At 46.8% G+C, this 13155-nt stretch carries 6 protein-coding genes; all 6 read left to right on the forward strand.

Translation table 11 applies throughout. From position 1 onward, the window contains the following. Positions 1-183 precede the first annotated feature (183 nt). The 6 genes from rpoB to tuf all read left to right on the forward strand — a co-directional run bounded on the left by rpoB (position 184) and on the right by tuf (position 13111). Complete coding sequence (rpoB, locus tag CBI31_RS06705) at positions 184-4284, forward strand: DNA-directed RNA polymerase subunit beta (protein ID WP_088525885.1); 4101 nt, start codon at positions 184-186, stop codon at positions 4282-4284. A gap of 1 nt (position 4285) precedes the next feature. Continuing rightward, the gene (gene rpoC / locus CBI31_RS06710; RefSeq protein WP_088525604.1) at positions 4286-8548 is read left to right on the forward strand and encodes a DNA-directed RNA polymerase subunit beta'; all 4263 of its coding nucleotides are present in this window, start codon (positions 4286-4288) and stop codon (positions 8546-8548) included. A 178-nt stretch (positions 8549-8726) separates the two neighbouring features. Then, entirely contained in the window at positions 8727-9107 is a 381-nt protein-coding gene (gene rpsL / locus CBI31_RS06715; RefSeq protein WP_088525605.1) for a 30S ribosomal protein S12, read from the forward strand. A 163-nt stretch (positions 9108-9270) separates the two neighbouring features. Further along, complete coding sequence (rpsG, locus tag CBI31_RS06720; RefSeq protein ID WP_088525606.1) at positions 9271-9741, forward strand: 30S ribosomal protein S7; 471 nt, start codon at positions 9271-9273, stop codon at positions 9739-9741. A 27-nt stretch (positions 9742-9768) separates the two neighbouring features. Continuing rightward, positions 9769-11871, forward strand: a complete 2103-nt coding sequence (gene fusA, locus CBI31_RS06725; RefSeq protein WP_088525607.1) for an elongation factor G — start codon at positions 9769-9771, stop codon at positions 11869-11871. A gap of 49 nt (positions 11872-11920) precedes the next feature. Then, positions 11921-13111, forward strand: a complete 1191-nt coding sequence (tuf, locus tag CBI31_RS06730; RefSeq protein WP_088525598.1) for an elongation factor Tu — start codon at positions 11921-11923, stop codon at positions 13109-13111. Positions 13112-13155 lie beyond the last annotated feature (44 nt).

Genomic DNA, 13155 nt, shown 5'->3' on the forward strand with positions numbered 1-13155 from the left:
TGGGTTTGACCATTAGTGGTCAAACCCGATTTCATTTCTGATTGAAATCGGGTTTGCCTTCTGATACGACTGCAGAATGCAAGTTTGGTCGGACACTAGATCGAAACGATTTAGTGTTGTCCGCCAGTGATTGGTAGTGGCCAATCGCCAAATCTTTGTACAGTCGCTGAATTCGGAGATGAAATGAACTATAGCTTCACCGAACGCAAGCGAGTCCGTAAAAGCTTTGCTAAGCGAGTAAATAACCACCAGGTTCCGTACCTGATCGCAACGCAGCTGGAATCCTACGCTAAATTTTTACAGGCTGAAAAGCCAGCAATGTCTCGTCTTACTGAGGGACTTCAAGCTGCCTTTACATCAGCATTCCCAATTGTGTCTAACAATGGCTATGCACGTATGGAATACGTGTCTTACCAGTTATCACAGCCACCATTTGACGTTAAAGAATGTCAACAACGTGGTTACACCTACCACTCTGCCTTACGCGCAAAAGTTCGCTTGATTATTTATGATCGCGAAGCGCCTACTAAGGTTAAAGAGGTAAAAGAGAGCGAAGTCTACATGGGTGAAATTCCACTCATGACAGAAAACGGCTCTTTTGTAATTAACGGTACTGAGCGCGTGATCGTTTCTCAGTTACACCGCTCCCCAGGCGTGTTCTTTGAGCACGATAAGGGCAAGACACACAGCTCAGGTAAGTTGCTGTTCTCAGCACGCATCATTCCTTACCGTGGTTCATGGCTTGATTTCGAATTTGACCCAAAAGATATTCTGTATTTCCGCGTTGACCGCCGTCGTAAGATGCCTGTCACCATTTTGCTCAAAGCAATTGGCTTAAACAACGAACAGATTCTTGCAAACTTCTTTAATTTTGATCATTTTGCATTGACAGCCAATGGCGGCTCTATGGAATTTGTTCCAGAGCGTTTGCGTGGTCAGCTGGCTAACTTTGATGTGCTTGATAAGAATGGCGTTGTAGTCATTCAAAAAGACAAGCGTATCAATGCAAAGCACATTCGTGAACTCGAAGCTGCTAAGACCAAAACAATCGCTGTACCAGATGATTATTTAATTGGTCGTGTAGTTGCACGCAATATTGTTGATCCAGATTCTGGTGAAATCTTGGCTTATGCTAACGATGAAATCACTGAAGAGTTATTGGCTACATTGCGCGATGCAGGCATCAAGCAATTAGAAACTATTTACACCAATGATTTAGATTCTGGCGCGTATATTTCTCAGACATTACGTACTGACGAAACTGCTGATCAAATGGCTGCTCGTATTGCTATTTATCGCATGATGCGTCCTGGTGAGCCGCCAACAGAAGATGCTGTTGAAGCTTTGTTTCAGCGCTTGTTCTATAGCGAAGATACCTACGACTTATCTCGTGTTGGCCGTATGAAGGTCAATAGCCGTCTGAATCGCCCTGAGATGGAAGGTCTCATGGTGCTATCTAACGAAGATATTCTGGACACTATTAAGTCCCTCGTAGATTTACGTAACGGTAAGGGTGAAGTAGACGATATCGATCACTTAGGTAATCGTCGCGTACGTTGCGTCGGCGAATTAGCTGAAAACCAATTCCGTGCTGGTTTGTCACGTGTTGAGCGTGCGGTTAAAGAGCGTCTCGGTCAAGCCGAAACAGAAAACCTCATGCCGCATGACTTGATTAACAGCAAGCCAATCTCTTCTGCGATTCGTGAGTTCTTTGGCTCTTCACAGTTATCCCAGTTTATGGACCAAACCAATCCACTTTCAGAGATCACGCACAAGCGTCGTATTTCTGCATTGGGGCCTGGTGGTTTGACCCGCGAGCGTGCAGGCTTTGAAGTACGCGACGTGCATCCAACCCACTACGGACGTGTTTGCCCAATTGAGACTCCAGAAGGACCAAACATTGGTTTGATCAACTCACTCGCGTTATTTGCACGCTTGAATGAACATGGCTTCCTCGAGACTCCATACCGCAAGGTTTCCAATGGCAAGGTAAGTGATGAAGTGGTTTACCTCTCTGCGATTGAAGAAGCCAAGTATGTGATTGCTCAGGCGAATGCAACGATCGACAAAAATGGCAAGTTGGCTGATGAGTTAGTTTCTGCTCGTGAAGCTGGTGAGACTCTGATGGTTAGCCCAGAGCGCATCAATTTTATTGACGTTGCTCCTAGCCAGATCGTTTCTGCTGCTGCTTCACTCGTGCCATTCTTAGAGCACGATGATGCGAACCGTGCCTTGATGGGTGCGAACATGCAGCGTCAAGCAGTTCCTTGCTTGCGTCCAGATAAGCCATTGGTTGGTACAGGCTTAGAGCGTATTGTTGCTGTTGACTCAGGCACTGTTGTATTAGCTAACCGCGGCGGTATTGTCGATTACGTTGATGCAAACCGTGTGGTGATTCGTGTGAACGATGATGAAACTGCAGCTGGTGAAGTCGGTGTGGATATTTATAACCTCATCAAGTACACCCGTTCAAACCAAAACACTAACATCAACCAACGTCCAATCGTGAAGGTTGGTGATCGCGTTGTACGCGGCGACGTTGTTGCTGATGGCGCATCTACCGACTTAGGCGAGTTAGCTTTGGGTCAAAACATGACTGTGGCATTTATGCCATGGAACGGTTACAACTTCGAAGATTCAATCTTGATCTCTGAGAAGGTTGTTGCCGACGATCGTTACACCTCTATTCATATTGAAGAGTTGTCGGTTGTTGCGCGTGACACTAAGCTAGGTTCAGAAGAAATTACTCGCGATATCTCCAATTTGGCAGAGTCACAACTCTCCCGCCTGGATGAGAGCGGTATTGTTTACATCGGTGCTGAAGTTGAGGCTGGCGACGTATTGGTTGGTAAGGTAACTCCAAAGGGCGAGACTACTCTCACTCCAGAAGAGAAGCTCCTCCGTGCGATCTTCGGTGAAAAAGCATCTGATGTTAAAGATACGTCTTTGCGTGTTCCTTCAGGAATGATTGGTACTGTCATTGATGTTCAAGTCTTCACCCGTGAAGGCATTGAGCGCGATGCACGTGCACAAGCCATTATTCAAGAAGAGTTACAGCGCTATCGTTTGGACTTAAACGACCAGTTGCGTATTGTTGAGGGCGATGCCTTCATGCGTTTAGAAAAGCTGTTGGTTGGCAAGGTTGTTAACGGCGGACCTAAGAAGTTAGCCAAAGGCAGCAAGATCGACAAAGATTACCTGGCTGATTTGGATAAGTACCATTGGTTTGATATTCGTCCAGCAGATGATGATGTTGCTTCTCAAGTTGAAGCAATTAAATCTTCTATTGAAGCCAAGCGTAAGCAGTTTGATGAAGCTTTTGAAGAGAAGCGCACCAAGCTTACCCAGGGCGACGATTTGCAGCCTGGCGTAACCAAAATGGTGAAGGTGTACTTGGCTGTTAAGCGTCGCTTACAGCCTGGTGACAAGATGGCTGGTCGTCACGGTAATAAGGGTGTGGTTTCTAAAATTGCTCCCGCAGAAGATATGCCATTTATGGCTGACGGACGCCCTGTAGACATCGTCTTGAATCCATTGGGCGTTCCTTCCCGTATGAACGTTGGTCAGATCTTGGAAACCCACTTAGGTTGGGCTGCTCAAGGCATTGGCAAGCGCATCGACGAGATGGTTCGTGAGCACGCTAAGCAAACTGAATTACGTAAGTTCTTCAAGCAGCTTTACAACGAAACTGGTCGTATCGAAGACATCGACAACTTCACTGATGAGCAGATCAATGTTTTGGCTGAGAATCTCCGCCAAGGCTTGCCATTTGCAACACCAGTGTTTGACGGTGCTACTGAGTCAGAAATCAGCAGAATGCTTGAGTTGGCGTATCCAGAAGATGTTGCTAAATCTTTGAAGATGACCCCATCACGTCAGCAAATGATTTTGTGCGACGGTCGAACTGGTGATCAATTTGAGCGTCCAGTCACTGTTGGTGTCATGCATGTCTTGAAACTCCACCATTTGGTCGATGACAAGATGCACGCACGTTCAACTGGGCCTTACTCATTAGTAACGCAGCAGCCATTGGGTGGTAAAGCCCAGTTTGGTGGTCAGCGCTTTGGTGAGATGGAAGTTTGGGCCCTCGAAGCATACGGTGCTTCATATGTCTTGCAGGAAATGCTGACAGTGAAGTCCGATGACGTCGCAGGCCGTACCAAGGTTTACGAAAACATCGTCAAGGGCGAGCACACGATTGATGCTGGCATGCCCGAATCCTTCAACGTGCTGGTAAAAGAAATCCGTTCGTTGGGTATTGACATTGACATGGAGCGCAACTGATATGAAAGCATTGCTCGATTTATTTAAGCAAACGCAGGGTGATGAGCAGTTTGATGTCATCAAGATTGGCCTTGCATCTCCTGAGAAAATTCGCTCATGGTCGTTTGGTGAAGTACGCAAACCAGAAACCATCAACTATCGGACTTTTAAGCCCGAGCGTGATGGTTTGTTCTGCGCCAAGATTTTTGGACCAACCAAAGACTACGAGTGCTTATGCGGTAAGTACAAGCGCTTAAAGTTCCGTGGCGTTATCTGCGAGAAGTGCGGTGTTGAAGTAACCCTCGCTAAGGTACGTCGTGAGCGCATGGGCCACATTGAGTTGGCAGCCCCTGTAGCGCACATTTGGTTCTTGAAGTCCTTGCCATCCCGCTTGGGTATGGTTCTCGATATGACATTGCGTGATATTGAGCGCGTTCTCTACTTTGAAGCATATGTAGTCGTTGATCCCGGCATGACTCCTGAAGGCGCAATGAAGCGCGGACAGATTATGTCTGAAGATGAGTACATTGCTAAGACTGAAGAGTATGGTGACGGTGCATTTACTGCCATCATGGGCGCTGAAGGTATTCGTGATCTCTTGCGCGGTATTGATATCGATCGTGAAGTAGAATCGATTCGTGCCGATCTAAAAGCGACCGGCAGTGATGCCAAGATCAAGAAATACGCTAAGCGCTTAAAAGTTCTCGAAGCGTTCCAGACTTCAGGGATTAAGCCTGACTGGATGATCATGGAAGTATTGCCAGTATTGCCACCTGAATTGCGCCCATTGGTGCCATTGGATGGCGGTCGCTTTGCTACCTCTGATTTGAACGACCTCTATCGTCGTGTGATCAACCGTAACAATCGTTTAAAGCGTTTGTTAGAGTTGCGTGCACCAGAGATCATCGTTCGTAACGAAAAACGCATGTTGCAAGAAGCGGTTGACTCATTGCTCGACAACGGTCGTCGCGGTAAGGCTATGACTGGCGCCAATAAGCGTCCTCTCAAGTCCTTGGCTGAGATGATTAAAGGTAAGAGCGGTCGTTTCCGTCAAAACTTGTTGGGTAAACGCGTTGACTACTCAGGTCGTTCAGTCATCGTGGTTGGCCCTACATTGAAATTGCATCAGTGCGGCTTACCAAAATTGATGGCTTTGGAATTGTTCAAACCATTTATTTTCAACAAGCTTGAGACTTTAGGAATTGCAACCACTATTAAGGCTGCGAAGAAAGAAGTTGAGAGCCAGACTCCAATCGTTTGGGACATTCTCGAAGAAGTGATTCGTGAACATCCAATCATGCTCAACCGTGCGCCTACATTGCACCGTCTCGGTATTCAGGCTTTTGAGCCAATGCTGATTGAAGGCAAGGCAATCCAATTGCACCCATTAGTCTGCGCGGCATTTAACGCTGACTTTGACGGTGACCAAATGGCGGTTCACGTTCCTTTGTCGCTCGAAGCACAAATGGAAGCACGTACATTGATGTTGGCTTCGAACAACGTATTGTTCCCAGCTAACGGCGAGCCATCTATCGTTCCTTCACAGGACGTGGTGTTGGGTCTGTACTACGCTACTCGTGACAAGATCAACGGTAAAGGCGAAGGCATGGTTTTCGCCAACATTACTGAAGTAGTGCGCGCATACGAAGCCGGTCAGGTTGAATTAGCCTCACGCGTTGCTGTGCGTATTACTGAGTTTGAGATTGTTGATAAGAAAGCAGAGGGCGATGCCCGTTTTGCTGAAAAAACCAAGATTTACCAAACTTCAGTTGGCCGCGCAATCCTGTCTGAGATTTTGCCTAAAGGCATGTCTTTCGAGGAAATTAACAAGCCTTTGAAGAAAAAAGAAATCTCACGCTTGATCAACACCTCATTCCGTAAGTGCGGATTGCGTGAAACAGTGATCTTTGCTGACCGCCTCTTGCAGTCTGGTTTCCGCTTAGCGACTAATGCCGGTATCTCAGTTGCAATCGACGATATGCTGATTCCTAGCTCAAAAGAGCGCATCATCTCCGAAGCTTCTAATAAGGTTAAGGAATATGACAAGCAGTTCATGTCAGGACTCGTAACCAATCAAGAACGCTATAACAACGTCGTTGATATTTGGGGTGCTGCTGGCGACCAAGTTGGTAAGGCGATGATGGATGAGTTGTCACACGTTGACGTACTCGACCGTAACGGTAAGACTGTGCGTCAAGAATCCTTTAACTCTATCTATATGATGGCGGATTCCGGCGCGCGTGGATCTGCAGCGCAGATTCGTCAGTTGGCTGGTATGCGTGGTTTGATGGCGAAGCCTGATGGCTCCATCATTGAGACTCCAATTACTGCAAACTTCCGTGAAGGCTTGAACGTATTGCAATACTTCATCTCTACCCACGGTGCTCGTAAAGGTTTGGCTGACACAGCGTTAAAGACAGCGAACTCTGGTTACTTGACACGACGTCTATGCGACGTTACTCAAGACCTCGTAGTGATTGAAGATGATTGCGGTGCAACTTCTGGCGTTACTATGAAGGCCCTTGTTGAGGGCGGCGAAATTATCGAGGCATTACGTGATCGTATTTTGGGTCGTGTATGTATCGGTGACATCGTTCACCCTGATACGCAAGAAGTCATTGTTCCTAACGACACATTACTCGATGAAGATCATGTTGATCAAATCGTGGCATTGGGTATCGACGAAGTTAAAGTTCGCACAGTGCTGTCTTGCTTAACTCGTTTCGGCTTATGCGCGAAGTGCTACGGACGTGATTTGGGTCGCGGTGGTTTGGTCAACGTTGGTGAGGCAGTAGGTGTTATTGCTGCTCAGTCCATCGGTGAGCCAGGCACCCAGTTGACGATGCGTACTTTCCACATCGGTGGTGCAGCATCACGGGCATTAGTTGCAAGCAATATTGAAGCCAAGTCTAACGGTACATTGAAGTTCTCCGGCACGATGCGTGTTGTGAAGAACGCGAAGGGCGAGCAGATAGTGATTTCACGTTCTGGCGAAGCCTTGATCGTTGATGACAATGGTCGCGAGCGCGAGCGTCATAAAGTGCCTTATGGTGCAACGCTCTTGTTAAAAGAAGATGCAGCAGTTAAGGCCGGCGCAAGCTTGGCGACTTGGGATCCATTAACACGCCCGATTATTTCTGAGTACGCTGGTACCGCTCGCTTCGATAACGTAGAAGAGGGTGTAACTGTTGCCAAGCAGGTTGACGAAGTTACCGGCCTTTCCACTCTGGTGGTTATTGACGGTAAGCGTCGTTCAGCAGCAAGCAAAGGCGTTCGCCCAATGATCAACCTGGTTGATGCTAAGGGTAACGAAGTCATGATTGCCGGCACCGATCATCCAGTAAACATCGGCCTGCAAGTTGGCGCTTTGATTACTGTCAAGGATGGTCAGAAGGTTGAAGTTGGTGAAGTATTGGCGCGTATTCCAATCGAATCACAGAAGACTCGCGACATTACTGGCGGCTTGCCACGCGTTGCAGAATTGTTCGAAGCACGTTCACCAAAAGATGCAGCTGTATTGGCGAAAGTCACTGGAACAGTCTCCTTCGGTAAAGAAACCAAAGGTAAACAACGTTTGGTGATTACCGATATGGACGGCGAAGCTAATGAATTCTTGATTCCTAAAGAGAAGCAAGTTCTCGTTCATGACGGTCAAGTTGTGAACAAGGGCGAGATGATTGTGGAAGGCCCTGCCGATCCACACGATATCTTGACACTCAGAGGTATTGAAGAGTTGGCTATCTACATCGTTGACGAAGTTCAAGACGTTTACCGTTTGCAAGGCGTGAAGATTAATGACAAGCACATTGAAGTGATCGTGCGTCAAATGTTACGTCGCGTGCAAATTACTGATGGTGGCGATACCGCTTACATCACTGGTGAGCAAGTTGAGCGTTCAAAACTCTACGATGCGAACGATTTAGTGATTGCTGAAGGTAAGCGCCCAGCGCAGTTTGAGAACGTATTACTGGGTATTACCAAGGCGTCCTTGTCGACAGATAGCTTCATTTCAGCAGCTTCTTTCCAAGAAACTACCCGTGTATTGACCGAAGCCGCGATTATGGGCAAGACCGATACACTCCGTGGACTCAAGGAAAACGTCATTATTGGTCGCCTGATTCCTGCTGGTACCGGCTTGTCTTACCGCCGTGCACGCAAGGTCAGAGAGCAATTCGAGCGTGATCGCGCTCAAATGATTGCCGCCGAAGAGGAAGCAATGGCCAATATGCCTGTAGAAATCGAGGCTGAAGTCGTTGCTCCTGCTGGGGAGGCCGATCCGAGCTAATTTAGTCATTCTGGCCTGAAATGGCCAGTTTTTTCCTCATTTGGTTGACGGAAAAGGCTGGCCAAGCTAGAATGCTGAGTTCTACTGATTCAGAAGAAGGTCTTTTTTGACCTAGAAATTGTCTAAGTCATTGATTTTCTTGAAGAAAGCAACAAAGAAGTACTAACCGAGCTATTTTATGCCAACAATTAATCAATTAATACGTAAGCCAAGATCAAGGCTGATCGTTAAAAGCAAAAGCCCTGCACTTGAAAACAGTCCGCAGCGCCGTGGTGTTTGTACACGTGTGTACACAACCACTCCTAAAAAACCTAACTCTGCGCTGCGTAAAGTAGCCAAAGTTCGCTTAACCAATGGTTTTGAAGTCATTTCATACATTGGTGGTGAAGGCCATAACCTCCAGGAACACTCAGTAGTGTTGATCCGCGGTGGTCGTGTAAAGGATTTGCCAGGTGTTCGTTACCACATCGTTCGTGGTTCACTAGACTTGCAAGGGGTTAAAGACCGCAAGCAATCTCGTTCCAAGTACGGTGCTAAGCGCGCTAAGAAAACTGCTTAATTTTTTAAGAATTAAGCAGTTTGAGTTTTTGTAATAAGTCATTTTTTGTCAGACTTAAAAGACAAGTAAGTGGTTGTTCCGTCTAGAAATTTTTTCTAGATAGTAGTGCAACCGGAGCGGGTGATCCAAATGGGTCATCCCTAACTGAACTGAAGGAATAGTTATGCCACGTCGTCGTGAAGTTCCCAAACGGGAAATTTTGCCGGATCCAAAATTCGGTAATGTAGAAGTAGCTAAATTTATGAACGTCCTCATGTTGGACGGCAAGAAATCGGTTGCAGAGCGCATTGTTTACGGTGCCTTTGATCACATCGAGAAAAAAGCTAAAAAAGAGCCGCTTGAAATTTTTTCTACAGCCATGGGCAACGTTAAGCCAATGGTTGAAGTGAAGAGCCGTCGTGTTGGCGGTGCTAACTATCAGGTTCCTGTTGAAGTTCGTCCATCACGTCGTTCTGCTTTAGCTATGCGCTGGGTGCGCGAAGCTGCTAAAAAGCGTGGCGAGAAATCGATGGCTCAACGTTTGGCCAATGAATTATTAGAGGCTGCTGAAGGTCGTGGCGGCGCAATGAAGAAGCGTGAAGAAGTTCACCGTATGGCAGAAGCTAACAAAGCTTTCTCACATTTCCGCTTCTAATCCAATAGTTAAGAAAAGGCACCAACAGTGGCACGTAAAACCCCCATCGACAAATACCGCAATATTGGTATTTCTGCGCACATTGACGCAGGTAAGACAACAACTACAGAACGCGTTTTGTTCTACACCGGCGTGAACCACAAAATCGGTGAAGTGCATGATGGCGCAGCTACCATGGACTGGATGGAGCAAGAGCAAGAGCGTGGCATCACGATTACCTCTGCTGCTACCACCACTTTCTGGAAGGGTATGGCAGGAACAATGCCTGAGCACCGTATCAATATTATTGATACCCCAGGGCACGTAGATTTCACGATTGAAGTTGAGCGCTCAATGCGCGTTTTGGATGGTGCTTGCATGGTTTACTGTGCGGTAGGCGGAGTACAGCCACAATCAGAAACAGTTTGGCGTCAAGCTAACAAGTATCGCGTTCCACGTTTAGCATTTGTAAACAAGATGGACCGTACTGGCGCCAACTTCTTCAAGGTCTATGACCAAATGAAGTTGCGTCTCAAAGCAAATCCAATCTTGATTCAAATTCCAATCGGCGCAGAAGAAAACTTCAAAGGCGTTGTAGACTTAGTCAAGATGAAGGCCATCTATTGGGATGAGGCTTCACAAGGCACTAAGTTTAGCTATGAAGAAATTCCTGCTGAATTAAAGGCGTCAGCTGATGAGTGGCGTGAAAAGATGGTTGAAGCAGCCGCTGAAAGTTCAGAAGAGTTGATGGAAAAGTATCTCGGTGGCGAAGAGCTAACTGAAGATGAAATTAAAGGCGCATTGCGTCAACGCACTATTGCCAATGAAATCATTCCCATGATGTGTGGAACTGCTTTCAAAAACAAAGGTGTTCAGGCAATGTTGGATGCGGTAGTTGAGTTATTACCATCCCCATTGGATGTTCCACCAGTTCCTTGCGAATTGGAAGATGGAACACCTACAACGCGTGAAGCTTCCGATAAGGAAAAATTCTCTGCATTGGCATTTAAGATCATGACTGACCCATTCGTTGGCCAGCTCATCTTCTTCCGCGTTTACTCAGGCGTAATGAAGTCTGGCGACACAATCTACAACCCAATTAAGGGCAAGAAAGAGCGTGTTGGACGTTTGTTGCAAATGCATGCAAACCAACGCGAAGAAATTAAAGAAGTTTATGCGGGCGATATCGCTGCAGCAGTTGGCCTGAAAGACGCAACTACTGGCGAAACATTGTGTGATCCAGACAGCATCGTGATTTTGGAGCGCATGGTATTCCCAGAGCCGGTGATCTCACAGGCTGTTGAGCCTAAAACTAAGCCTGACCAAGAAAAAATGGGTCTGGCTTTGAATCGCTTGGCACAAGAAGATCCTTCTTTCCGTGTTAAGACTGATGAAGAATCAGGCCAAACGATTATTTCCGGAATGGGTGAGTTGCATTTGGAAATTTTGGTTGATCGTATGCGTCGCGAGTTTGGTGTAGAGGCAACCGTTGGTAAGCCACAGGTTGCCTATCGCGAAACAATTCGCAAGGTTTGCGAAGAGATCGAAGGTAAGTTTGTTAAGCAATCCGGTGGTCGCGGCCAATATGGCCACGTCGTATTGAAGCTTGAGCCGCAAGCGCCGGGCAAAGGTTTTGAATTCATTGATGCTATTAAAGGCGGTGTAGTTCCTCGCGAATACATCCCTGCAGTAGAAAAAGGAATTCGTGAAACATTGAACTCCGGTATTTTGGCTGGCTATCCTGTGGTTGATATCAAGGCAACATTGTTCTTCGGTTCATACCATGACGTTGACTCCAATGAAAACGCCTTTAAGATGGCGGGCTCAATGGCATTCAAAGATGGTATGCGAAAAGCAGCTCCAGTATTGCTAGAGCCAATGATGGCTGTTGAAGTAGAAACTCCAGAAGATTTCATGGGTAACGTAATGGGAGACCTCTCATCTCGTCGCGGAATATTACAAGGTATGGATGACATTCCAGGCGGCGGTAAGATCGTCCGCGCTGAAGTGCCGTTGGCAGAGATGTTTGGTTATTCAACTGGCTTGCGCTCGTTGACCCAAGGTCGCGCTACCTACACTATGGAATTTAAGCATTACACCGAAGCACCTAAGAACGTTGCTGAAGCAGTCATGGCTGCTAAAGCGAAGTAATTTATCCACATTATTTTGAATATTGACTAGCTAAAGAAGGCAGACAAAAATGGCAAAAGAAAAATTTGAGCGGACAAAACCGCACGTAAACGTAGGCACCATCGGTCACGTTGACCACGGTAAAACCACCTTAACTGCAGCGATTGCAACCGTGCTCTCTAAGCAATTTGGTGGCGAAGCAAAAGCATACGATCAGATCGATGCTGCTCCTGAAGAAAAAGCCCGCGGTATTACGATTAATACAGCGCACGTAGAGTATGAGACAGCGAATCGTCACTATGCTCACGTTGATTGCCCAGGACATGCTGACTATGTGAAGAACATGATTACTGGTGCTGCGCAGATGGACGGCGCAATCTTGGTTTGCTCTGCAGCTGATGGCCCAATGCCACAAACGCGTGAGCACATCCTCTTGGCACGCCAAGTAGGTGTTCCTTACATCATCGTGTTCTTAAACAAATGCGATATGGTTGATGATGCTGAATTGCTCGAGTTAGTTGAAATGGAAGTTCGTGAACTTCTATCTAAATATGACTTCCCAGGCGATGACACTCCAATCATTCAAGGTTCTGCTAAGTTAGCTCTTGAAGGCGATGAAGGCCCATTGGGTAAAGAAGCCATCATGAAATTGGCTGAAGCACTGGATAGTTATATCCCAACTCCAGAGCGCGCGATTGATGGCGCCTTCTTGATGCCAGTAGAAGACGTGTTCTCAATCTCTGGTCGCGGTACTGTTGTTACCGGCCGTATTGAGCGCGGTATTGTGAAGGTTGGCGAAGAGATTGAAATCATCGGTATCAAGCCAACATTGAAAACCACTTGTACTGGTGTTGAAATGTTCCGCAAATTGCTCGACCAAGGTCAAGCTGGCGATAACGTCGGTATCTTGTTACGCGGTACAAAACGTGAAGAAGTTGAGCGCGGCCAAGTATTGGCCAAACCAGGTTCAATCACCCCACACACTCACTTTACAGCCGAGGTTTACATCTTGGGTAAAGACGAAGGTGGTCGTCATACTCCATTCTTTAACAACTATCGTCCCCAGTTTTACTTCCGTACTACGGACGTAACCGGTTCAATCGAGTTGCCAAAAGACAAAGAAATGGTGATGCCTGGTGATAACGTCACGATTACTGTAAAACTCATCGCACCAATCGCGATGGAAGAAGGTTTACGTTTTGCGATCCGCGAAGGTGGCCGTACTGTTGGCGCCGGTGTGGTTGCAAAGATTTTGGCTTAAGGAAGTAGCAGTAAATAATATTTAGCGGTTTGCTAACCGGTGAC

It is taken from the genome of Polynucleobacter campilacus (assembly GCF_002206625.1).
Taxonomy (GTDB): Bacteria; Pseudomonadota; Gammaproteobacteria; order Burkholderiales; family Burkholderiaceae; genus Polynucleobacter; species Polynucleobacter campilacus.